At 41.9% G+C, this 22,998-nt stretch carries 22 protein-coding genes; all 22 read right to left on the bottom strand.

Going from position 1 to position 22,998, the window contains the following annotated elements:
* Nucleotides 1–11 precede the first annotated feature (11 nt).
* Nucleotides 12–1,484: a bifunctional methyltransferase/pyrophosphohydrolase YabN gene (gene yabN, locus AC1DVB_RS09960; RefSeq protein WP_057276505.1), complete on the bottom strand. Its 1,473-nt coding sequence runs from the start codon at nucleotides 1,482–1,484 to the stop codon at nucleotides 12–14.
* Nucleotides 1,477–3,099: a putative polysaccharide biosynthesis protein gene (locus AC1DVB_RS09955; RefSeq protein WP_063574549.1), complete on the bottom strand. Its 1,623-nt coding sequence runs from the start codon at nucleotides 3,097–3,099 to the stop codon at nucleotides 1,477–1,479. The genes yabN and AC1DVB_RS09955 overlap by 8 nt, the downstream gene beginning before the upstream one ends.
* 178 nt (nucleotides 3,100–3,277) lie before the next feature.
* Nucleotides 3,278–3,814: a stage V sporulation protein T gene (gene spoVT / locus AC1DVB_RS09950; RefSeq protein WP_034316314.1), complete on the bottom strand. Its 537-nt coding sequence runs from the start codon at nucleotides 3,812–3,814 to the stop codon at nucleotides 3,278–3,280.
* Nucleotides 3,815–4,001: 187 nt separating this feature from the next.
* Nucleotides 4,002–7,538 carry a transcription-repair coupling factor gene (mfd, locus tag AC1DVB_RS09945; protein WP_477589129.1) on the bottom strand — a complete coding sequence of 1,179 codons (3,537 nt, stop codon included), beginning with the start codon at nucleotides 7,536–7,538 and terminating at the stop codon, nucleotides 4,002–4,004.
* A 152-nt stretch (nucleotides 7,539–7,690) separates the two neighbouring features.
* A complete protein-coding gene (locus AC1DVB_RS09940; protein ID WP_034316319.1) occupies nucleotides 7,691–7,921 on the bottom strand; it encodes an anti-sigma-F factor Fin family protein in 231 nt (76 codons plus the stop codon).
* Between the two features lie 105 nt (nucleotides 7,922–8,026).
* Entirely contained in the window at nucleotides 8,027–8,587 is a 561-nt protein-coding gene (gene pth / locus AC1DVB_RS09935) for an aminoacyl-tRNA hydrolase (RefSeq protein ID WP_034316321.1), read from the bottom strand.
* A 263-nt stretch (nucleotides 8,588–8,850) separates the two neighbouring features.
* Nucleotides 8,851–9,489 carry a 50S ribosomal protein L25/general stress protein Ctc gene (locus tag AC1DVB_RS09930; protein ID WP_477589127.1) on the bottom strand — a complete coding sequence of 213 codons (639 nt, stop codon included), beginning with the start codon at nucleotides 9,487–9,489 and terminating at the stop codon, nucleotides 8,851–8,853.
* Between the two features lie 170 nt (nucleotides 9,490–9,659).
* Nucleotides 9,660–10,412 carry an ATP-binding cassette domain-containing protein gene (locus AC1DVB_RS09925; protein ID WP_063574554.1) on the bottom strand — a complete coding sequence of 251 codons (753 nt, stop codon included), beginning with the start codon at nucleotides 10,410–10,412 and terminating at the stop codon, nucleotides 9,660–9,662.
* Between the two features lie 13 nt (nucleotides 10,413–10,425).
* Complete coding sequence (gene ssuC, locus AC1DVB_RS09920; protein WP_221408431.1) at nucleotides 10,426–11,199, bottom strand: aliphatic sulfonate ABC transporter permease SsuC; 774 nt, start codon at nucleotides 11,197–11,199, stop codon at nucleotides 10,426–10,428.
* Nucleotides 11,174–12,340 (bottom strand): FMNH2-dependent alkanesulfonate monooxygenase, encoded by a 1,167-nt coding sequence (gene ssuD / locus AC1DVB_RS09915; RefSeq protein ID WP_477589124.1) that lies wholly within the window; start codon nucleotides 12,338–12,340, stop codon nucleotides 11,174–11,176. Before ssuD ends, ssuC begins: the two co-directional genes overlap by 26 nt.
* A 12-nt stretch (nucleotides 12,341–12,352) precedes the next feature.
* Nucleotides 12,353–13,333 carry a sulfonate ABC transporter substrate-binding protein gene (locus AC1DVB_RS09910; RefSeq protein WP_377331462.1) on the bottom strand — a complete coding sequence of 327 codons (981 nt, stop codon included), beginning with the start codon at nucleotides 13,331–13,333 and terminating at the stop codon, nucleotides 12,353–12,355.
* 314 nt (nucleotides 13,334–13,647) lie between these two features.
* Complete coding sequence (locus AC1DVB_RS09905) at nucleotides 13,648–14,601, bottom strand: ribose-phosphate diphosphokinase (RefSeq protein WP_057276495.1); 954 nt, start codon at nucleotides 14,599–14,601, stop codon at nucleotides 13,648–13,650.
* Nucleotides 14,602–14,616: 15 nt separating this feature from the next.
* Nucleotides 14,617–15,990 carry a bifunctional UDP-N-acetylglucosamine diphosphorylase/glucosamine-1-phosphate N-acetyltransferase GlmU gene (gene glmU / locus AC1DVB_RS09900; RefSeq protein WP_057276494.1) on the bottom strand — a complete coding sequence of 458 codons (1,374 nt, stop codon included), beginning with the start codon at nucleotides 15,988–15,990 and terminating at the stop codon, nucleotides 14,617–14,619.
* Nucleotides 15,991–16,566: 576 nt separating this feature from the next.
* Nucleotides 16,567–16,863 (bottom strand): septation regulator SpoVG, encoded by a 297-nt coding sequence (gene spoVG / locus AC1DVB_RS09895; RefSeq protein WP_034316332.1) that lies wholly within the window; start codon nucleotides 16,861–16,863, stop codon nucleotides 16,567–16,569.
* Between the two features lie 190 nt (nucleotides 16,864–17,053).
* Complete coding sequence (locus AC1DVB_RS09890; RefSeq protein WP_477589121.1) at nucleotides 17,054–17,428, bottom strand: RidA family protein; 375 nt, start codon at nucleotides 17,426–17,428, stop codon at nucleotides 17,054–17,056.
* Nucleotides 17,429–17,441: 13 nt separating this feature from the next.
* Nucleotides 17,442–18,266 (bottom strand): pur operon repressor, encoded by an 825-nt coding sequence (gene purR / locus AC1DVB_RS09885; protein WP_057276492.1) that lies wholly within the window; start codon nucleotides 18,264–18,266, stop codon nucleotides 17,442–17,444.
* A 61-nt stretch (nucleotides 18,267–18,327) separates the two neighbouring features.
* Nucleotides 18,328–19,197, bottom strand: a complete 870-nt coding sequence (gene ispE / locus AC1DVB_RS09880; RefSeq protein ID WP_034316338.1) for a 4-(cytidine 5'-diphospho)-2-C-methyl-D-erythritol kinase — start codon at nucleotides 19,195–19,197, stop codon at nucleotides 18,328–18,330.
* A 323-nt stretch (nucleotides 19,198–19,520) separates the two neighbouring features.
* A complete protein-coding gene (locus AC1DVB_RS09875; RefSeq protein WP_034316340.1) occupies nucleotides 19,521–19,697 on the bottom strand; it encodes a small, acid-soluble spore protein, alpha/beta type in 177 nt (58 codons plus the stop codon).
* A 151-nt stretch (nucleotides 19,698–19,848) separates the two neighbouring features.
* Nucleotides 19,849–20,100, bottom strand: a complete 252-nt coding sequence (gene veg, locus AC1DVB_RS09870) for a biofilm formation stimulator Veg (RefSeq protein WP_034316343.1) — start codon at nucleotides 20,098–20,100, stop codon at nucleotides 19,849–19,851.
* A gap of 314 nt (nucleotides 20,101–20,414) precedes the next feature.
* A complete protein-coding gene (gene yabG / locus AC1DVB_RS09865; RefSeq protein ID WP_048689999.1) occupies nucleotides 20,415–21,293 on the bottom strand; it encodes a sporulation peptidase YabG in 879 nt (292 codons plus the stop codon).
* A 202-nt stretch (nucleotides 21,294–21,495) separates the two neighbouring features.
* On the bottom strand, nucleotides 21,496–22,374 hold the full coding sequence (gene rsmA, locus AC1DVB_RS09860; RefSeq protein ID WP_034316346.1) for a 16S rRNA (adenine(1518)-N(6)/adenine(1519)-N(6))-dimethyltransferase RsmA: 879 nt from the start codon (nucleotides 22,372–22,374) through the stop codon (nucleotides 21,496–21,498).
* The gene (rnmV, locus tag AC1DVB_RS09855; RefSeq protein ID WP_034316348.1) at nucleotides 22,367–22,930 is read right to left on the bottom strand and encodes a ribonuclease M5; all 564 of its coding nucleotides are present in this window, start codon (nucleotides 22,928–22,930) and stop codon (nucleotides 22,367–22,369) included. The genes rsmA and rnmV overlap by 8 nt, the downstream gene beginning before the upstream one ends.
* Nucleotides 22,931–22,998 lie beyond the last annotated feature (68 nt).

Here is a 22,998-nt window from a genome sequence, read left to right as displayed (position 1 = left end):
CTCTCCCTTAATTAAAGTCCTTTTGCTTTTGCTTCATCCCAATATGAATCCAATTCTTCCAATGTATAATCCTCAAATTTTTTGTCTGCCCTTTGAATGCACTCTTCTATATATGTAAAACGCTGGTGGAATTTCTGGTTTGCTTTGTAGACGGCTTCTTCCGCTTGTATGTCATAATAACGTGAAATGTTGACAAGCGCAAAAAAGAGGTCGCCCAGCTCTGATTTTATTCTTTCGGCATCCCTGTTCGGACTTAATATTTCCTCTTCCAATTCCTGCACTTCTTCCCTGACCTTCTTCCAGGCTTCGGAAACCTCATCCCAATCAAATCCAACCTTCGCAGCCCTTTTTTGATACTCTTCGGCCCGAAGTAAGTTTGGCAGCGATTTCTCAATACCATCCAGTATGGATTTCAGAGCTTTTGATTCGCCCCCCTTTTCACCTTCTTTGATTTTTTGCCAGTTCACCAATACATCTTCCTCACCGTTCACTTCAACATCTCCGAATACATGCGGGTGGCGCCGAATCATTTTTGCCGTAATGCCTTCAATCACATCATCTATCGTGAACATGCCCTCATCTTCACCGATTTGTGAATGAAGCATCACCTGAAGCAGGACATCCCCAAGTTCACCAACCATACCCTCATCGTCACCTTCATCGATGGAATCAATCAGCTCATATGCTTCTTCTATTAGATATTTCTTCAAGCTTTCATGAGTTTGTTTCTTATCCCACGGACATCCGTCAGGACCTCTAAGTTCTGCGATGACCCGCCGCAGCTTAGAAAACTCCCTATACCGTAAAGCTTCATCTTTAACGGGCGGAACATAAACACTCGTCAAGTTACTTAACTCCATCTGACGGTCGAGTTCGAAGAGGGCGCATTTTGTCACTTTTTCCTGACTGCTGCCTGCCGCAGTTACGATATATACCTCGTAGTCATCCGGTAGCTTTTCCATCAAAGTCAGCTTCACATCGGATGCACTGAATGCGTCATACACCTGTCCGATTATCATATGCTGGGTAATGTGTAAATCATCCGGTGAAAGATCTGTTCCATCCAATAGCTGAAACCCTTCAATTGGATCGATCCTAACAGCCTGAAACAATGGGTCAAGGAAACTTTGCCCGCCTTCGAGCTTAATGGCTATTCCAAGAGCCGGACCCTTTTCAAGCAAAAGCTGTACCGTTTTTTCCGCAACCATCGGATGCCCCGGAACTGCGTATAAAACGGAACGGTTCGAGGCCTCGTCTAATAATGTTTCGGCAATTTCTTCATATACGTCTTCAAATTGGTCGTGCTTTTCATATATCCCGTCAAACGCCGTGAAATTTATTCCTTCCCTTTTCAAATCCCCGATTACCGGATGATCAGCCGTTCTGACATAGCATTGTCCCGTTTGAATCAATTTTTTATAAATCCCTAGTGGAAGCTGCTCTAAATCCCCAGCACCAAGGCCTATTATCGTAATCTCATTCATGATTTCGTATACTCCTATTCGTTATTATTAATCGTTTAAGCTTTGAACCTGCAGGTATAAGTGAAAGTTCTTCTTCACCAAATAAGCCTGCACGAATGGCGGTCATCACAAACACGGCTGCACCGATCCCTACACCGGTCAAAGCTTGGACCGTAGCTAACAACCGACTCTCGCCTGAGGTCATCCATTCGAATAAACAATTGAATAAAACAACCGCCGTTCCCATGTACACCGTACTCTTCAAGATTATTAGCACATGTCGCTTTTCAATTAATGTCTTTTTGATATGTACTCTCAATACCACATAAAATAGTACCGTCATGATCATATACGCAAGTACTGTTGCCGAGGCTGCCCCCGCGATTTTGTAATGCGGCACCAGGACAAGGTTCAAAGCCCACTTGCTGCCCACCCCCACAATCGTGATGATCACCGGCACGAACGAATGGCCTAAACTTTGAATCACTGCCGCTTCCGCCATTATGAGGGATGTGAATAAAATCGATAAAGAGAAAATTGCTAAAGTAATCGTCCCTTTAACATCAGTGAACAGCATATGATTGACAGGCTTCATCGTCACCACCAGCCCGATCGCAGCAGCGACCCCGATCGTCGCACTTACACGAAGCGCCAATTTGATCTTATTCAATAATTCAAATTGACTTTTACTCTGAACGAATCCGGATATGACAGGTACTAGCGCCAATGCAAAAGAATTAGCCACGACTGTACCTAGCTGAAGCAAAGGCTGTCCTCGATCATATACCCCTTTCCATTCTTTGGCTTCCCTTTCCCCCATCCCCGTTTCCCTCAGCAGGGAGTACAGGTGCAGTGAATCGACAAACTGAAACAAGATAAGGATCAAACCCGTAATGCAAAAGGCCAACCCTTGGAAAACCAGGGCTTTGGAAATTTTGATAAAATTCACCGGTTTGATTCTCATTCGTAAAAAAAGCTTCCATTCTTCTCTTAAAATAACGAAAGCAATAAGCAGTACCAGGCCAGTAATGCCGCCTGTTATCGAACCGAGGACCGCCCCCTTGCCGACAACATAATCAGAGTAGCCCTGATGCACAAATATTGTGGAAAGGACCAGTATCGTCAATACCCGGATGCATTGTTCAGCGACCTGCGAACTTGCCGTCGGTAACATGTCGTTTATTCCTTGAAAATAGCCTCTTAATAGAGAAGAAATGGGCATTAATAAATAGGAATAGGCAACGATTCTCAGCAGACCGGCTAAATGCGGATCCTTCATCCATCCTGCAATCCAATCGGCGCCAAGGAATAGTGCAGCAAACATCATGACACTTATCGAACTTAAGACGACGAATGATGTCACCAATATATCCTTGACCGCAAAGTTATTTTTGGAAGACTCCCGTTCTGCAATAAGTTTGGATATGACTACCGGAAAGCCGATTGTCGATAATGTAAAAGCAACACCGTAGAAGGGATAAACCTGTTGATAGATATAAAACCCGATGTCACCCGCAATGTTCTGATATGGTATGCGATAGGCCGCGCTCAAAACTTTTACGATAATCGCTGCAGCGCTCAAAATCAGCGCACCTCGAAAAAGTTCATTTGATGTTTTATTAGGCTTTTCAGCCATTCTTTTTCCTCTTTTCACTCATATGTGGTAGTTATTATAGCATAATTCTAATGGTTATTTTTCAATCCCATCCATACTGTTAATTATTTTCCATTTCCGTTTCTTTTTTAGAAAGTGCAAAAAGGACAGCGCGAATGCTGCCCTTTCCATCTTTTAAGATATAAATGCATGTCCAAGGTTACTGTTCCATTTGTCTAGCTAGGAAGCTTGCTGCTGTTTCAACCGATTTCTGTTCCACTTCACCAATGGTGCTGTCTTTAGAGAAAATCAAGACGGCACCAATCGGGTCCCCACTCGCAATGATCGGAGCTGCAGTATAAGATTGGACCTCTTCATCATTGGAATCAACGAATGAGACTTGTCCGTTCGGAGACTCCAAAACAGGATTTCTTTCTTCCATGATTTTTTCCACTAGGTCACTAACACTTTTGTTTAAGTATTCTTTTTTGGAGCCGCCTGCCACCGCAATGTAAGTATCCCTGTCACAAATCATAACTGGGTTTCCAAGGCTATCATATAGTGCTTCTGCATATTCCCTTGCAAAATCGCCTAATTCACTAATTGGAGAGTATTTCTTTAGGATGACTTCACCATCTCTATCCACGAATATTTCCAGTGGATCTCCTTCACGAATACGGAGTGTCCTGCGAATTTCCTTCGGGATGACTACTCTTCCTAAATCATCAATTCGGCGAACGATACCAGTTGCTTTCATCTAATGTTGCCTCACTTTCATCTAATTGATTTGATAAATCCTCATTTTGTAGCAAAATCATCACCAGCTATTGTACTTAGTATTTTTCTAATGGTAAGTTCTATGCACTTTGAAAAAATTTTTCTTTTTGTTGCATTTTTTTACCATGGTACCTAAAAAAATTTCTTCAAGAGGACAATCATCAATTCTAGTTTTTAGTGGCTTGCGTCTCTTTTTTTACATACTGTAACCCCTTGGCCATCTCAAATAAGATATTGAGCCATTTGCTTTGTTCCACGCCTTTTATGTGCAGGACCAGCTTCATTCGATTGCCGTCCATGCCGAAGCCCACCATACGGCCATACTTCGATCCCAGCTCGAACACTTTTTGTCCATCCACATCGCTGCTGACCTTTTCCCTAAGGAGAATGCTGATTTCCTGCTTTAATTGTTTAATGCTTTCAATTCCGGCCTTTTCAGCATATACCTTCATTTCGGCAATCATGAATAAATAGGAAACCTCTTCTGGATACTCTCCGAAACGATCGATCATTTCATCCTGTAATTCTTCCACTTCTTCAAGTGAAGCGACACCTCTGAACCTTTTATACATTTCTATTTTCTGATGTCCATCCATTATGTAGGCATCAGGGATATAAGCATCCACTTCAACGTCAATTTCCAGTGTGTTCTTCTCTTCGGCTGGTTGGTCATTACGTTTCGCATCCACCGCTTCTTTCAGCATTTGTGAATACAGATCAAAACCAACCGAATCGATGAAGCCATGTTGTTGAGCCCCTAGAATGTTTCCAGCTCCCCTGATGGATAAATCACGCATCGCGATTTTGAACCCTGAACCCAATTCTGTAAATTCCTTAATGGATTGAAGACGCTTTTCTGCCACTTCAGTCAACACTTTATCTTTCCTATAAGTGAAGAATGCATATGCCACCCGATTGGATCGACCTACACGGCCACGCAGCTGATAGAGCTGTGAAAGTCCCATTCTATCCGCTTCATTCACGATAAGCGTATTTACATTCGGGATATCAACACCCGTTTCTATAATGGTTGTACTTACCAAAACATCATATTCGCCTTCCAAAAAGCCGAACATGACGGCTTCCAGTTCTTGCTCTGTCATTTGCCCATGAGCATAGGTAACACGGGCATCGGGCACAAGCATGGAAATTTCTTCTGCTTTTCTTGCTATATCCTCTACCCGATTGTAAAGGAAATAAACCTGACCGCCCCTGGCCAATTCCCGTTCTATCGCTTCCGTTACCAATGAGCCATTATACTCCATGACATAAGTTTGGATCGGAAACCGGTTCTCAGGCGGAGTTTCGATGACGGACAGATCCCTCACGCCCAACATCGACATATGAAGGGTCCTCGGAATCGGTGTCGCAGTCAAAGTCAGTACATCCACATTAGTTTTTAACCGTTTGATCTTTTCCTTATGTGTAACGCCAAAGCGCTGTTCTTCATCAATGATAAGCAATCCCAAATCGCGGTACACGATATCTTTGGATAAAATCCTATGCGTGCCAACCACTATATCCACCGTGCCGGCCTTCAATCCTTTTATCGTCTCCGTTTGCTGCTTTTTAGTCCGGAAGCGGCTCATATGGCCAATCGAAATCGGATAATCCTGAAAACGCTCCCTTAATGTTTCATAATGCTGCTGGGCAAGGATTGTGGTCGGAACTAGAAACGCAACCTGCTTCCCATCCATTATGGCTTTAAAAGCGGCCCGGATCGCCACCTCTGTCTTCCCATAACCAACATCGCCGCATAATAAACGATCCATCGGCCGTTCCCGTTCCATATCCTTTTTGATTTCGACTATGGAACGTAATTGATCTTCCGTTTCGTTATAAGCGWATGATGTTTCGAATTCCCTCTGCATATCACCATCAGGTGAAAAGGCATAGCCCTTTGCCGCTTCTCTTTCTGCGTATAACTTGATTAAATCATCGGCAATGTTCTCAACGGATGATTGAACCTTGCTTTTGACACGTTTCCATTCCGTACCGCCTAGCTTATAAAGCTTCGGCTCTTTTCCTTCAGAACCGACATATTTTTGGACAAGATCAATTTGGTCGACAGGAACATACAATTTGTCATCCGCTTGATAACGAATATTCAGGTAATCTTTATGGACCCCATTTATTGTAAGGGTTTCAATACCCAAGTATTTACCGATACCGTGGTTAACATGAACGACATAGTCACCGATCTTCAGTTCGGAATAACTCTTGATTCGTTCAGCATTCGATAGTTTCTGTCTCCGTACCGATTTCTTTGACTTCTTATTAAACAATTCCGTTTCCGTGATGATACTGAATTTTTGCATAGGCAATTCAAAGCCGCTATTCAGACTGCCGCGTAAAATCTGTACTTTACCTGGAAGGATGCTGTCAGCATTAAACAGTTCTGCTGCCTCTATATCATAGTCGGCTAAAACCGAATGCAGCTTTTTTACCCGTTCTTCATCCTGTCCAAGTATGACGACTGTATATTTCCCTTTTTTCCAACGTTCCAGTTCAGCTTTGAACACATTCATCTGTCCATGGAAATTTTGCATTTGTTTACTGGCAAAATTCAGGATATTCTGAGGATTCGTATGCGGTACATGCCGTAAAAACAATGAAAGGTATACAAACGGCCTGCTGGATTTCATGATTAATTCCTGCATGGGATGAGCCAATTTAATGTCATGGATAATTTGTCCCTGACTTAAAAGGTCCGTGTACCAACCAGCCTCTTCCTTTTCCAAAGAATCATTGATTTCCTGGATTCTACTGATTTCATCTAAGAAAACCAAACCATTTACCGGTAAATAATCTATTAAACTAGCTGGATCTTCATACGCTAAACTTAAGTATTTAAAGATTTTGTCGGGTATGTCCCCCATTTTCAGCTGTTCAAGTTCATAACTGATCGTTTGGACCAGCTGTTCCTTGGTTTTCTCGTCCTTAAGTTTCTTCAAGCTTTTACTTAATCCGCTCTCGAGCCTGGTTATGATTCTTTCGATATGCTCCGTCTCTAGCAAAGCCTCACTGACGGGACCGATCGTCACTTTCTTGAGTTTTTCGATGGATCGCTGATCTTCACTTGAAAAAGTCCTTATTGAATCTATTTCGGTATCGAATAATTCAATTCGTATTGGATTAGGTTCAGTGATCGGGTAAATATCGATGATACCGCCCCTGATACTGAATTCACCTGGAGAAGCAACCATTTCAGACCGGTTATAACCCATGGCAATGAATTTATTAAGCGTTGGTTCAAGCTCGATGTCTTCCCCTAGATTAAACGCTAGCTGATGCCTCTTCCAAATATCCTTTGGAGGAAGCACACGACGCACCCCAGGAATCGGGGCAATGACAATCCCTTTCTTTCCCTCTGCCCAAAAATTCAATGCCTCAACGCGTTGGGCCCTTAATTCCGGGCTTGCAACACTCAAATCAGCCGCAATCAATTCATTGGCTGGATATATATATAATTCTTCCTCAGGAATGAAACTTGATAAGTCCTCATGGAATTTTTGTGCTTGCAATAAATTATGGGTAACCAATAAAATAGGCCTATTCGTCTTTTCATATACGGAAGCCAGCAATAGCGATCTCGAGGAACCTGTGAGACCAGAGACGATTTGCTCCTTAAGCCCTTCATCGATGCCGGCTATTAACGAATGAACATCATCTTGTTTGGAGAACAAGTTCTGCAATCCATTCATTTTCTTTCCCCCCTCTCTTTAACGTGCGAAAAACCATTTGCTGTATTTGAACTTGGCCATCACCAAGATCCTCTTTAACGGCAACTTTTATGTGCCCTGGTATTCCAGACAAACGGAAAAATGCTTTGGATTTTGTCCAAAGCCCTCTCCCGCTAATGAATAATATAATCGTTTTCATATAAATCAGGGTTTCTTTGCAGCGATTCATGGCAATCTTCACATATCGCCCTTACATGCATATCCCCTTCAGAATCATAAACGATCATCTCTTGTCGCTCTTCATCGGTAAGTTGATTAAAACCTAACTGCTCCGTACTCAGTGAGTGTGCCTCGATTGAGCCCAGCTTAGTTCCGCAATGTCGGCATCGATAATGGAGAGCCATTTGGTAACCCCCTATTTTTGTAATAGTGTTAGTATGTACAAAAGTGGAGGGTTTTTATTCAGCGAAACAGGAAGATATTATTCTTTACTTATATCTACTCTCTGCTTATTGGTTATATTCGTTCATGACCTGTATAAATGGTTTTTCCAACCAGGCTTCACATGATGCTGCGCTTTTTTCGATCGTTGCTCCGACATGATCCCATTCTTCAGGCGAAAAACGCCCTAATACATAGTCAGATACCGGAATGCGGCCAATCGGGCGGCCAATGCCTATTCTGATTCGATTGAATTCCTGTGTACCCAAATGGGCAATTGAAGATTTTATCCCGTTATGACCGCCTGCACTTCCTTTTTGACGAAGGCGAAGCTTTCCTGGAGGCAAATCAAGGTCATCATATATTATGACCACATCCGCGATATCCACCTTAAAGAAATGCATGACAGCCGAAATGGATTCTCCTGACAAATTCATATAGGTTAAAGGTTTAAGCAATAAAACTTTTTCTCCCTTTACCATTCCTGAACCATATATCCCCTTATGTTTTGCTTGATCAAGAGGGATCGACCATCTCCTGGATAACTCATCTATTACTTCAAAACCGACGTTATGCCGGGTTTTTTCATATTGTTTACCGGGGTTCCCTAACCCTACAATAATTTTCATGATTCACACTCCGTCATTACGGTTATTTAAGGAGTTACACTGGGACGAAGTTTTTCCAAGATCCATCGACCTTAGAAAAATAGTACCCTAATTTCAAGCTGGACTGCAAGCGACCGGAGAACTAATTAGGTAAAATCCAAATTAAAGGATTCCATTTCGAAAAAAATCTGTCCGATTTAAATGGATGCATCCAGAGATTGAAAAGACGTAACTCGTTAAGAGCTACGCCTATTATAACACGATTCACTTGTTTAATCCCGGCATCATGACTCTGGTGATGCCTTGGTTTCCCTGCCTTCTTCATTTTCAGGGATACCGCCATCCTGCTGTTCACCTGTACTTATTTCCTCTTCCTGGCGAGGAGCCAAAACAGATGCAACAACTTCTTCACCATCGTGGCCGATTGTAACTTGCTTATTCGTTTGGATATCCGATATGTAGATTGTATCCCCTACCTGAAGTTCGGTAACGTCAACATCGATGGCGTCAGGAATGTCATTAGGTTTAGCCGTGACCGTCACTTCATGAAGAGACTGCTGGAGGACCCCACCGTCTTTCACGCCTTTACACACACCGACAAGATTGATGCGAACTTGTGCCTGTAATTGAGCGGACATATCCACAATTAAAAAGTCTGCATGATAAATGGAGTTTTTTAGTGGATCCTTTTGATAATCGGAGAGCATGACTTCATAACTCTTACCTTCCAAGTCCAGAGAAATGATCCCATTACGGCCTATTTCCTTGATTGTCTTTTGAAGCTCGATATTATTGACGGAAATGGCCGTACTGTCATTTTTATTGCCATATACTATCGCCGGGATTTCGCCGCTTTCCCTCAAATTCCTTAAATTAGAGTGTTTTGAATCCGTACGTTCTTTTGCAGCTAATATATTACTCATACATCCTCCGCCTTCCTAATATGAATTACAAGTTTCTCTATATTTAACATTTCCCTAAATGGTGAATCATTAAACATGAAAGGTAAAATCCGACGGGAGCAAGAAGGCGATAAACATATGGTAAACTTAGGAATTCCCTGCAAAATCTTTTTTCATTCTTTTTCTCTAATTCAAGCGTGAATCGCTTTTTTTTCCATTTCCCCCTCAACTTGCATCACTCGGTCAAGGATTTGGGCTGCTAGTGATGAGTATTGAATACTATCCTTTTTCCGTGGTCTCGGCAGATTGATTTCCTTATTCATGACGACTTTGCCTTCTTCGATTAATATGACACGGTCGGCAAGCATTACAGCTTCTTCAACATCATGTGTAACGAGTAAGGCAGTAAAGTCCCTTTTTCTCCATAGTTCTTCAATCAGCCTTTGCATGCCAATCCTCGTTAAAGCATCCAATGCCCCTAGCGGCTCATCCAAGAGGAGAATGTCAGGTTGGTTCACCAATGCCCTCGCTAATGCAACCCTTTGTTTTTGCCCCCCAGATAAAACGGACGGCCAATCATTTGCTCGATCTGCAAGGCCCACTTGCTCCAGTAATTCCATAGCGTTTGACTTCCAATCCCCTTTCAAGCCTACGCCAATATTTTGAAGGATTTTTTTCCAAGGAAAAAGCCTGCCATCCTGAAACATCGTACGTGATGATTTATTTAGCCCATTCAATGGTTTTCCATTCACCAGTATCTGCCCGCCCGTCGGCCTTTCCAGTCCTGCCACAAGACGAAGCAAGGTGCTCTTTCCACATCCACTCTTACCGACAATGGCTATGAATTCTCCCTTTTTAAATGTCAGGTCCAGCCCCTTTAATACTTCAAACTCCCCAAAATCCTTTCTTACACCCTGCAACTCCAACGAATTTCCATTTTTCATGTTAATGACCTCCTCATTGGTATGACGGATGCCACTTTAAGCATCTTTTTTCAATTAATTTGGCCGCAACGTCCGATATTTTTCCTAATAAGGCATATAAGAGAATACTGAGAACAACAATATCCATCCTCATGAATTCACGGGCATTCATAGCCATATATCCAATTCCGGAATTAGCGGATATTGTTTCTGCGACAATTAATGTGACCCACATGATTCCAAGGGAGAAGCGGATACCCACCAAAATGGATGGAAAGGCCGCAGGGAGAATCACATTCCAGAATAAAGAAAAACCACTTAACCCATAAACCCTCGCCGCTTCGATTAATCCCTTATCCACCGATTTCACACCATGAAATGTATTTAAATAGATAGGAAATAGAACCCCTAAAGCGACAAGGAAGATTTTCGCTTCTTCTTCTATACCAAACCATAGAATCACCAGTGGTATTAAAGCTAAATGCGGAATGTTACGCAACATCTGAAGCGATGTATCGAATAAGCTTTCAGCAATGGTTGATAAGCCATTTAACAACCCTAGTACAAAACCAATAATCCCGCCGATTAAAAAACCGATGAATGCCCGCTGAGCACTGATGCCGATATAATCTATAAGTTCCCCTGTTTTCAATAAAGCGACGCCAGCTCGAAAGACTTCAGTCGGGGCAGGCAATATCCGTTCCGACAGAATCCCCCACAAGGACAACAGCTGCCACGTTACCAAAAGCAGAATGGGCACAATCCATGATATGAGGTGCAAACTATTGAACTTTTTGTTTAATTTCATCTTCAATTTCACTTCCTTTTGTAGGGTAGTGGTCATTTGCCAGTATTTCACCGAATGGACTCGTCGCTTTCGAAACGGGCACTTGCTGCTGTTCGACAGGGAGTAACGGGAATAATAGTTCCGCCACACGGTACGCTTCTTCAAGATGAGGGTATCCGGATAAAACAAAGGATTCTATTCCGATTTCTTCATATTCCTTCATTCTGGCAGCAACATTTTCTGCACTCCCGACTAGTGCCGTACCGGCGCCCCCGCGCACTAAACCAACACCCGCCCATAAGTTTGGACTGATTTCGAGCGAATCCCTGCTTCCTTTATGAAGTTGCGACATCCTCTTCTGACCCACTGAATCAAATCGTTCAAAAATCTTTTGTGAATTTTCAATCATTTCATCATCCACATATTTAATGAGTTCGTCCGCTGCCTGCCAAGCTTCTTCTTCCGTTTCTCTTACAATGACATGCATCCGTATGCCAAACCTGACCTCACGTCCATATTCTGCTGCCTTTTTACGCACCTTTTCAATTTTTTCAGCCACTTGCACCACGGGCTCACCCCAAGTCAAGTACACATCTATATGCTTTCCTGATATATCGATGGCCGGGTCGGAAGAACCTCCGAAATATAGTGGTGGATACGGTTTTTGTACAGGCGGCAACAGGATATTCCCGCCATCAACCTTTAGGTGCTTCCCTTCAAAGTCCACTTTATCCCCGGACATTTCCTTTCTCCAGATATCAAGGAATTCATCTGTTTGCCCATAACGTTCCTTATGATTCAGAAAAACGCCATCACCTGCCAATTCGACCGGGTCCCCCCCAGTTACAACATTGATCAAAAGACGGCCATTCGACAACCTGTCGAAGCTTGAAGCCATACGCGCAGCCCAGGTTGGCGACATTAAACCTGGACGGATAGCAACTAAAAATTTCATTCTTTCCGTTGCAGAAATCAATGAAGAACCAACTACCCAAGCATCCTCACAAGACCGACCTGTCGGAAGCAAAGCCCCTTCAAAACCTAAATGATCGACAGCCTGTGCAATTTGTTTTAAATAAGGAAGTGTAATCGCTCTCCCTCCCTTTGTCGATCCTAAATAGCGACTTTCCCCATGTGATGGCAAAAACCAAAATACTTTCATTTTATTTCCCCCTTAATTTTTATTAACATCTGCAGATGCATCTAGAACATTAATTTTGCTTGGAATTAATTTAAGATTGTAAAATGTATCGGCAATCTTTTGTTGATCATCCAAAACTTTACTGGAAATCTCCTCAAGTCCGTATTCTTTTCTATTTAATGTTTTTTCCAATGCCTCCACACTCATTCCGATTTCCGGAGATAAAAACTCAGCGACATCCCTTGGGTTTTCTTCAATCCATTTATCAACTTTTATCAGTTCTTCTTTGATGATCTTCAACGCCTCTTCATTCCCGGCAAATGAATCAGTTGCCAAGAAGAATTCTCGATTCGCCACCAGTCCTTCTCCATCCCGGATCGTTTTCGTTTCAAGCTCCAATTCCGCCGCTGATAAAAACGGATCCCATATTACCCAGGCGTCGATTTGGTTTCCTTCAAAAGCCGCTCGCGCATCAGCCGGCGGCAAGTAGACGGGCTGAATGTCATCAAGAGTAAGACCTGCTTCTTCTAACGCTTTGACCAATAGATAATGAACATTTGAACCTTTATTCAAGCCAACCTTCTTACCTTTTAAATCTTTCACATTTTTAATGGGTGAATCCTTTTGCACGACTATAGCCTCCCCTGATGGGTTTGCCGGCTGATTAGCAATGTAGACAAGTGGTGCATTGGCTGCTTGTGCAAATATCGGCGGCGCCTCCCCTGTGTGCCCAAAATCAATGCTGCCGACATTCAAGGCTTCAAGCAGCTGAGGTCCTGCTGGGAATTCAGTCCAATCGACCGTATACCCCACTTCTTTTAAACGTGTTTCCAGATTGCCTTTTGATTTTAAAATATTTAATGTCCCGAATTTTTGATAACCGATCTGGATGGTTTTATCTGATTCTTTTGCGTCAGCACTTGTGGAATTGTTCTTTTCCTGCCCACATGCACTTACTATCAGCATGAAGATGCTGAAGATGGACAGGAGCCATATCTTTCTTTTTTTCTTCATATTCTGCACACCCTTCTTAAACTATTTATATAAAAATAAAAGGCTCCTTTCCTTCACCAATAGGACAATAGGGCAAAAAGATGCCTAATGTTCTAATGGTAAATGAAAAGGAGCCTTCGGTAGTCCGATCGGCGTTAACCATTATGCAATTACATTCGTACAGGTTTTCATTCCATGAAGATGAATTGTATTTTGTATGGTTATTTTATTATTACTATTCTCATCTGTCAACTAAGAATTAAATATTTTCTGAAACTTTTAAACGAAAACACGGCGAGCCCGAAAGGCCCGCCGTGTTTCTTTTTATTTTGTTATCAATCGAATAATGTACTGACTGATTGTTCCTCATGCACGCGAATGATTGCCTCTGCAATCAAAGGTGCTACAGAAAGTCCAGTGATTTTATCGATTTTCTTATCTTCAGATAGGGCAATCGAGTTAGTCACGACCAATTCCTTGATCGTTGAATTTTGAATCCTTTCGATGGCAGGACCTGAAAGGACTGGGTGTGTACAACAAGCATACACCGCTTTAGCGCCATTCTCCACAAGGGCATTGGCAGCTAGTGTAATAGTTCCTGCAGTATCGATGATGTCATCAATCAGTATTGCTGTCTTCCCTTCAATATTACCAATGATGTTCATGACTTCAGCCACGTTCGGTCTTGGACGGCGCTTATCGATAATGGCGATCGGCGCTTTTAGGCGATCGGCCATTTTACGGGCACGTGTTACACCGCCATGATCTGGGGAAACGATGACGATATCACTTAAATCTTTTTCCTTGAAGAAATCAGCTAAAATCGGAACAGCAACAAGGTGATCGATCAGAATATCGAAGAAACCTTGAATTTGAGGTGCGTGAAGATCCAATGTGATGACACGGTGGGCACCAGCCGTTTCTAAAAGATTTGCGACAAGTTTAGCTGTAATTGGTTCACGCGCACGCGCTTTACGATCTTGGCGGGCATAACCGTAATATGGCATTACAATATTGATCGTTTTAGCTGAAGCACGTTTAAGAGCATCGATCATAATTAAAAGTTCCATTAAATTTTCATTGACTGGTTGGCTTGTTGATTGGATTACGTATACGTCACAGCCACGAATACTTTCTTCAATATTAATTTGAACTTCACCGTCACTGAAACTTGTTACGCTACATTTTCCAAGTTCAACACCGATTGCTGCAGCAATTTCCTGAGCTAAATCGAAGTTTGAATTTAAAGAGAATACTTTTAAATTAGGATCTAAATACTGATTTGACATGATGACCTCCGTCGGTTATTTATTAAATTTCAAATTCTTGACATAATCTTCTTTGTTAACTTGACGAGCCCGGGCAACGGATAGGGCTTGCTGCGGTACATCTTCCGTGATGGTTGAACCAGCAGCTACATATGCCCCTTCTCCTACTGTCACAGGTGCAACCAGATTAGAATTGCAGCCTATGAAGACATTGTCTTCAATCTTCGTCAAATATTTATTTTTCCCGTCGTAATTCACGGTAATAGATCCACAGCCTATATTAACATTCTCCCCAACCTCTGCATCACCAATATAACTCAAATGTGAGGCCTTGCTTCCTTTGCCAAAAACGGTTTTTTTGATTTCGACAAAATTACCGATCTTAACGGAATCCTTAATATCTGATTGAGGTCTAACATGTGCGAATGGACCGATTTTAACAAAACTTCCAATACTGCTTTCGTGCACAACCGATTGGAGGACTTCCGTTCCATCACCAATTTCACAATTACTGATTTCCGTATTCGGGCCAATCAAGCAGTCCTGCCCGATAATACTTTTTCCTTTAATGAATGACCCAGGGTTAATGACTGTATCCTGTCCGATTTGCACATCCGCTTCAATGAAAGTTGTAAGCGGGTCGATGATCGTTACACCGTTCCTCATATGCTTTTCATTGATGCGTTTCCGTAAAATTTGCTCAGCCTGCGATAAAGCCACACGGTCATTCACACCCAATGTCTCCTCGAATTCACTGGATTGGAAAGCCGTCACCACTTCGCCTTCTTCTTTTAAGATTTCAATAACATCCGGTAAGTAATATTCTCCCTGGACATTTTCATTCGAAACCTTTTTCAGCGCGCTGAATAATGCTTGGTTGTCGAAGCAATATGTACCGGTATTTATTTCCTTAACATATCTTTCTTCTTCCGAAGCATCCTTATGCTCGACGATTTTTTCTACAAGTCCGCCTTCACCGCGAAGGACCCTTCCATAGCCAGCAGGATTATCTGCATATGCTGTTAAGATTGTTGCTTTAGCCTGACTTTGCTCATGCAAGGCTATAAGCTCTTTCATTGTTTCCGCTTTAATCAGAGGCGTATCACCGCAAATAACAAGGGTCGTGCCACTTTTTGCGGATAAAACGCTTTCCGCTTGCATTACAGCATGTGCCGTACCTAATTGCTGTTCTTGTAAGGCATACTTGCATGAATCACCAAGTTGATCTTGAACCTTTTCAGCACCATGGCCGATGACTGTTACAATATCTTCTATTTGAAGTTGATTGACTTGATCGATAACATGTTGTACCATTGGTTTCCCGCAAACAGGGTGCAAAACCTTATAAAGCTTAGATTTCATCCTAGTACCTTGCCCAGCGGCCAATATTATTGCATAGCGATTACTCATAACAGGCCTCCATTTTCACCTTTTTATCCACTAAAAATATTATCTCAAATAGTGATTCTTTTCAAGGTAACAATTAAAAGTACATATAATTGTCAACCAATCGGGTGAAAAATTTCCGTTATCCGACAGCTTACAAATGCCAGCATTGGACCTTGGAGCATTATTTGGCATCATGAAATGAATGATATATGCCCGGTCAATGTACAGAAACATGTTTCCTCCCCTTTATCCCAAAATACCGCCACGACCGCGCCATGCCTATGTACAAGCCATCTGGCAGCACTGCACCCGTTGTTTACTCCCATTCCGAGATCAGGTTACCGATTCAGGTCATTAGAGAGATCCCCTTACAGAAATTTCAATTTCCGTTGAGCAAAAAGGTTTTAAAAATAAAAAGGATGGGTACTTAAACTTTAGATAACACGTAAGTTTTACAATTCATTTAAGCAAATGTCTGTATGATGAGCGGATAAGTTCTAAACTTATCTGTTTTTGAATAAATAAAAAAGAGCACTACTTATGAAGTAGGCTCTAGATGCACGACTTATAAATTTAAAGTTTAAAAGTAAGGTTATTTTAAGAAGCACCTGCTCCAGCTTCCTCTAATTCAGTTTCAAGTTCTCCCAATCGATGATATTCTGTCAAGACAGCTTCTTGAATTTTCCCGCGTGTCGAGGAATTGATTGGATGAGCGATATCCCGGAATTCTCCATCTGGAGTTCGTTTACTTGGCATTGCTACAAATAAACCATTGTTTCCGTCGATCACACGAATATCATGAACCACAAATTCATTATCCAGTGTAATTGATGCGATAGCTCTCATACGACCATCCGTATTCACACGGCGTAATCTTACGTCAGTTACTTCCATTTAAGCTCACCATCCCTTTTTGTTGTTGTTAAAACTTAAAGTACATATTCAACAAAAAAACGTGAACTCCTTCTATTATCTGTAATTTTTTTAGAAAATTCAGCCTAGTTTTTAAAAATATTAAAAATCACCCATATATTGCAGGATAATTACCCATTACGAATGCCCTGAAAAATAAAAAAACGCCCGTTTATTTAACGAGCGCTACCACTTCTATTTCCACTAGTGCATCTTTAGGAAGGCGAGCAACCTCTACACAAGAGCGGGCAGGTTTGTGAGCAGAAAAGTATTTTCCGTATATTTCATTAATCGAACCGAAATCGTCCATACTTTTAATGAATACTGTAGCCTTAATGACAGTTTCCAATGAAGCCCCGGCTTCTTTCAATACAGCTTGGAGATTCTTAAAGACCTGGTGTGTTTGTTCCTTGACATCCCCTGTCACCATCTCACCAGAAGCAGTAAGCGGGATCTGTCCCGAACTGAAAAATAACGTATCCACGATCACACCTTGTGAATATGGTCCGATCGCTGCCGGTGCATCATCCGTATGTATCGTTTTCATGAAATGATTCCCCCTATTCCTTTTTCGTAAAATAATTCCCACGGCTGACCTTGATTTCCTTGTCTCTTTCGACCACCTGTGTCAACTTGATTAAAGAAACATAGTCCTCGACAAGGCACTCCTCCGTATGTTCGGATTCGACCAGCACCGCAATTCCGGCAACTGTTGCCTTGAATTCATCCAATAGACTGACCATACCGTTAATGGTACCCCCAGCCTTCATGAAATCGTCTACAATCAATACATTCGAACCCTCAACCAAGCTTCTCTTAGAGAGTACCATAGTCTGGATCCTCTTTGAAGAGCCTGAAACATAATTGATGCTCACTGTAGAACCTTCCGTTACTTTATTATTCCTGCTTACAATGACAACTGGAACATTCAAATAATTTGCCACGGCGTATGCCAATGATATCCCTTTGGTTGCCATTGTCATGATGACTGAGACATTTTTCTTGGCATACATTGAGGCGATTATCCTTCCAACCTTATTCACGGTTTGCGGATGTCCTAAGATGTCTGTCATATATAGATAACCGCCAGGAAGCAGCCTTTCGGGACTAGCGATCGTATCGCATAATCCATCAATGAAGGCATTGACTTCTTCTTCCTTGATGGAAACAATATATTTCACTCCACCGGCCGCACCTGGAACGGTTGTCAAAGAACCTATCCCGCGTTGTTCAAAGGTATCTTTGATGATTGTCAAATCTTCACTGATCGAGGACTTTGCCGAACTATATCTTTCCGCAAAATAAGTCAGCGAAACAAGTTCCCCTGGATGTTCTAATAAATAATTGGTCATATCGACTAGCCTCTCGCTGCGACGAAATTTCATTGAGACACCCCCTTTGTGAATTCCGAATATTATATAGCAACTATACCATTAATGTACGTTTCTATTCAAGATTGTTTCGATCACCTAACAAACGGACCGCATAGACTTGATCACAAAATCCGCGAAGACCATTGTAAATCCTCTGCATTCGCGAATCATGTTCCACCAAACCAAAAACGGTCGGACCGCTTCCGCTCATCAAGACCGAATCTGCTCCAAATGTCTTCATTTGATCTTTAATGTTCGCAACCTCCGGGTATAACTGCAATGTCACTTGTTCAAGAACATTCCCCAACCCTTCACATACATCGTGATAATTGTTTTCCATAATAGCCGAAATCATTCCAGGTACATCCGGATGCTCCATTTTTGAAGTTTGGAGCCTTTTGTATATATCGGCAGTCGAAACGCCGATCGTCGGTTTGGCCAAGATGACCCAGCACTTTGGCGGTGCAGGAAGATGCGTGATTTTTTCCCCGCGCCCTCTTGCCAATGCCGTACCTCCATATACACAAAATGAAACATCAGAGCCAATTTCAGCTCCGATTTCCGCAAGTTCATCCATGGAAAGACCAAGCTTCCACAGTCTATTTAAGCCTCTTAAGGTTGCTGCGGCATCACTGCTGCCACCAGCAAGTCCTGCGGCTACAGGTATATTTTTCTCTATAGTTATGGAAACACCTTTATTGATCCCAAAACGTTCCTTTAGAATAAATGCAGCTTGATAAGCCAAATTCCGATGATCATCCGGAACAAATCGATTATGGGATAGAATTTGAATATGATTTCCCGTTATTTCCTTTAGTTCAATTCTATCGGCAAGGTCGACTGTCGTCATGATCATTTCCACCTCATGATACCCATCAGGCCGTTTGAAAAGCACATCCAAAGCCAAATTAATTTTAGCCGGGGCTTTTTCCATAAGCTTCAATATGTCCACCTACTTTAACGTTCTTAAAAGTTCTTGTCCTATTCTATCATATTTGTTTATATTCTAAAGGTTTTTTCATCGTAATTTCAATGTAATGAAACTAAGATTGGCCCTTAGAGGAGAATAGACACATGTAGGCTCATTGGGGAGCAGCCACTTCCTGCATCCCAAAAGACTTGCTACATATCCATATGGCATTCACCGATACATAAAAAAACCAGACTCCTTAACTACAATGTAAGCAAAAATGAATAGAGCTATACATTGTATAAAGAGTCCGGCTTCCATCAACATGACGGCATGATACAATTAAGTGTTTTATCTTACTCTTTGTTCACCAATTGACGTTGTGCTTTTTCGATAGCAAGTTTTACCATGTTTCCTGCATCCCTGGCCCGGATTCCTCCCCAGCCTTCTTTCTGGACAACATCGTAAAATCCAAGTTCCTTAGCCAATTCCTCTTTAAGATCATTTGACATAATCCCTTTTTTCCTGCTCAAGCGAAGCAACCCCTTTCACATGCCGTCACATGCCTAGTGTTTGCAACATACTCTATTTCATTACATCCTTTTTAAGCCTTTATTGGGACTCACAGGATATTTTATACAAAACAAAAAGCAGCAAACAAAATTGTTAGCTGCCTCGTCTAAGTTACATCTCTTGTTGTTTGTTTAAAAATGTTAGTTCTACGGTTTCCGTTAAAACATCCGCATAGCTGTAAGATACTCTTTCAAACGCATTTTCATCTTGGTCGAGCTCAATTACAAAAACAGCCGGATAAGTTTCCGCCAAAGTTCCAAATCGTTCTACAGTCTTTCTTCTTCCACCGTTTGCTTTTAAGAGCAATCTTTTACCCAGGTTTGAATCAAGTGCAGTTTTAATATCAGCTAGAGTTTTTGGCATTTTCGGTCCACCTCACTAAGTTAAGTATATCACAATTTAGAAATATACGCAAACAAAATAATAAATTATATCAGCACTTAAAAATGTAGTCAATATATTTTTATCTGAAATTCGGCAAAATCGCGAACAATTTTATTATATCCTGGGAAATGAAAAATTATGTAAACGAACTATTCCATTATTTATTAAGCCGAATTTTCGTAATTAAATCATTGCCTACGAACATCGCTCCACAAATAACCCATTTTTTTGTGAGGATATCCGAATTCTCCCCCTGCCAAAAGCAAGCTGCATTCTTTCAAAATGCAGCTCGTTCATTCTTCCTGAAATGGCTTGAAAGGCAGCCCGGTCCGTAACACCCCTTTTGTCTCAATTCCCCCCAGCCCCTTCTCTCCCGTTAATGTATTCCGAAGGACATCCCATACATGAATATGATCGGAAAAAGGCGTAAAGCTTATCTTTCCGACGATATATACCGGATCAAGAGCATGTATATTAACTCGGGAAGGAGAACTTGCGAAATTTGCACCCGCTTGGATCAGCGATTCAAAATGCGACTGACAAGCCCCGGCAAATATAATCAGTTGGTCTAAATGAGAAACCCTCCTTCTCGCTTCTCTAACTGTCTGTACAAAATCCTTTGAGTGACGGTAGGCATTAATATCGGACATCGGTCCTTTTGATTTTGAATAGGCATCATGACCGGTGACAACAAGAATGTCCGGCCGATAATGATCCAGCAACCCCCCGATCCTTTGGGGCATTTCCTTTTCATTGCAATAGATGCCATTGACCGGAATACCGAATTTCTGATATAGATCCATGCATTTCCTTAAGTAAGATGCATCCCCATCAACATGGAGCACCCTCCCTGGTATTTGGAAATATTCACCGCTATACCGATAGCCATTACTGGATTGATAGCCGTTTTTTTGTTGTTGCAGCTCTAGATCTTGCGTTAATAAGCGGTCAGATTGTTCTTGTAGTACCTCATTCGACCTTTGTCGATCATTTCTTTCATTATCATTAATAATCATTAAATCTTGAAAAGGTGCATCTGCAATCAGTCGGATATCTTCCCCATAAAGAATAGCTTCACGCCTTCCGTCAATATCACGGATATCAATTACCCGGAACAACACGTCGCATTTATAAGAAACCCGACCAACAATATCGTTTATTTGAATATTCATGGCCCCACCCCATGAGAAGACTTATTTTCAGCCCGCCCTAGTTTATTTTCATTCTTAAGTTATGCGAATCAATCTTGAATGGTGAAAGGTGGAGATTGGTTACATTTTCGGGTATGTTCCATGATGATGGAGCAATTTCAAAACAAAAAAAGCCGGAAGCTGGGCGTGACCCCATTCCGACTTGAATCCTTTCACATTTTCTTTATTTGAAGTTCGGCAATAACGCATCACTTAAGCGGCCAAATTCTTTGATGCTCAATGTTTCGCCCCGTCTGGAAGGATCCACTTCCGCGGCTTCGAGAGCGGCAAGTATGTGTTCCTTTTTTGATTTACCATCTGGCATCTGACTGGTTAAGTTATTTAAAATCGTTTTCCGACGCTGTGCAAAGCACGCCCGGGTCACAGTGAATAAGAAATCCTCATCCAGGACCTCGACAATTGGCTTCACACGCCTAGTAAGGCGGATTACAGCTGAATCAACATTAGGCTGAGGCATGAATACCGTTTTTGGTACGATCATCACTGTTTCGGCTTCTGTATAATATTGAATGGCAATGGATAAAGAACCATATTCCTTTGTCCCAGGTTTTGCGGCAATTCGGTCAGCCACTTCTTTTTGCAGCATGCACACGATGCCTCTAATGGGCAAGTCCTCGGACAATAGCTTTAAAATGATCGGTGTCGTGACATAGTATGGCAGGTTTGCAACAACCATCAAGTCCGAGAATCCAGCAAATTCATCCTCGATGACCTTCTTGACATCAGCCTTAAGAACATCCCCGTGAATGATGTTTACATTGTTATAGGGAGACAGTGTATCCGATAAAATGGGCAGTAGACGCTGATCAATCTCAAAGGCCGCAACCTTTTTGCTGCTTTTCGCCAGTTGTTCCGTCAATGCCCCGATTCCCGGCCCAATTTCGATGGCGCCGCTTTCCTCTGTCAAGTTGGCATGTTCGACAATACGTTTCAAGATATTCGTATCGATTAAAAAGTTTTGGCCTAAGCTTTTTTTAAAGGAGAATCCGTACTTCTTTAATATTTCTTTCGTTCTGACAGGGGTTGCAATATCCTTATTCATTTTTTTCCTCCTGAATTATCTGTACCATCGCTTTTTCAAAAGCCTCAGTTGATATTTGGAACATTTTTAGTCTCTTATATAACTGTTTACCATTGGTAAACCCGATTTTTAATATAGATCCAAGTTTTTCCCTTCGTTCCTTGGCACCGGATCCCCCGATTAAACCTGCATCTATTAAATCCTGCTGTGAAATCTCTTCTGAAGCCTCTTCATCCATTATTTGGGCATCCTTTAAAGCATTACGAATTGCCTCAGGAGAAGCATGTTCCACACCAATTCCTCTACCTGACTTAGGAAGGGCTTCCTTCTTCGTTAGAAAGGCGTGTTTACACCCTTTTACTTGTTCTGAAATGATATTCCTGATTTTTTGACCTGGAAAATCAGGGTCAGTGAAAATGATGGCTCCACGTGTCTTTTGTGCAAGCCTCACCTGTTCAATACAGGACTCATTCACCGCTGATCCGTTGGTTTCTATTGTATCAGCATTAACAGCCCTTTTTATCGCCACCGTATCGTCTTTTCCTTCTACAATAATAATTTCTTTAATCTTTTTCATGGTTTCCTCCATACAGAAAAGCGCAACGCTTTGATTAGCTCTTGGATAAACGTAACCGGTCCCCCGTA

This window comes from Peribacillus sp. P4_D6 (assembly GCF_056401795.1).
This window is presented reverse-complemented; position numbering and strand designations above follow the sequence as displayed.

Excerpts from the sequence above, each read along its gene's own strand:
- yabN (WP_057276505.1), bottom strand. The coding sequence starts at position 1,484 with ATGAATGAGATTACGATAATAGGCCTTGGTGCTGGGGATTTAGAGCAG.
- AC1DVB_RS09955 (WP_063574549.1), bottom strand. The coding sequence starts at position 3,099 with ATGGCTGAAAAGCCTAATAAAACATCAAATGAACTTTTTCGAGGTGCG.
- spoVT (WP_034316314.1), bottom strand. The coding sequence starts at position 3,814 with ATGAAAGCAACTGGTATCGTTCGCCGAATTGATGATTTAGGAAGAGTA.
- AC1DVB_RS09940 (WP_034316319.1), bottom strand. The coding sequence starts at position 7,921 with ATGGCTCTCCATTATCGATGCCGACATTGCGGAACTAAGCTGGGCTCA.
- pth (WP_034316321.1), bottom strand. The coding sequence starts at position 8,587 with ATGAAAATTATTGTAGGGTTAGGGAACCCCGGTAAACAATATGAAAAA.
- AC1DVB_RS09930 (WP_477589127.1), bottom strand. The coding sequence starts at position 9,489 with ATGAGTAATATATTAGCTGCAAAAGAACGTACGGATTCAAAACACTCT.
- AC1DVB_RS09925 (WP_063574554.1), bottom strand. The coding sequence starts at position 10,412 with ATGAAAAATGGAAATTCGTTGGAGTTGCAGGGTGTAAGAAAGGATTTT.
- ssuC (WP_221408431.1), bottom strand. The coding sequence starts at position 11,199 with ATGAAATTAAACAAAAAGTTCAATAGTTTGCACCTCATATCATGGATT.
- ssuD (WP_477589124.1), bottom strand. The coding sequence starts at position 12,340 with ATGAAAGTATTTTGGTTTTTGCCATCACATGGGGAAAGTCGCTATTTA.
- AC1DVB_RS09910 (WP_377331462.1), bottom strand. The coding sequence starts at position 13,333 with ATGAAGAAAAAAAGAAAGATATGGCTCCTGTCCATCTTCAGCATCTTC.
- AC1DVB_RS09905 (WP_057276495.1), bottom strand. The coding sequence starts at position 14,601 with ATGTCAAATCAGTATTTAGATCCTAATTTAAAAGTATTCTCTTTAAAT.
- glmU (WP_057276494.1), bottom strand. The coding sequence starts at position 15,990 with ATGAGTAATCGCTATGCAATAATATTGGCCGCTGGGCAAGGTACTAGG.
- spoVG (WP_034316332.1), bottom strand. The coding sequence starts at position 16,863 with ATGGAAGTAACTGACGTAAGATTACGCCGTGTGAATACGGATGGTCGT.
- AC1DVB_RS09890 (WP_477589121.1), bottom strand. The coding sequence starts at position 17,428 with ATGAAAACGATACATACGGATGATGCACCGGCAGCGATCGGACCATAT.
- purR (WP_057276492.1), bottom strand. The coding sequence starts at position 18,266 with ATGAAATTTCGTCGCAGCGAGAGGCTAGTCGATATGACCAATTATTTA.
- veg (WP_034316343.1), bottom strand. The coding sequence starts at position 20,100 with ATGCCAAAAACTCTAGCTGATATTAAAACTGCACTTGATTCAAACCTG.
- yabG (WP_048689999.1), bottom strand. The coding sequence starts at position 21,293 with ATGAATATTCAAATAAACGATATTGTTGGTCGGGTTTCTTATAAATGC.
- rsmA (WP_034316346.1), bottom strand. The coding sequence starts at position 22,374 with ATGAATAAGGATATTGCAACCCCTGTCAGAACGAAAGAAATATTAAAG.
- rnmV (WP_034316348.1), bottom strand. The coding sequence starts at position 22,930 with ATGAAAAAGATTAAAGAAATTATTATTGTAGAAGGAAAAGACGATACG.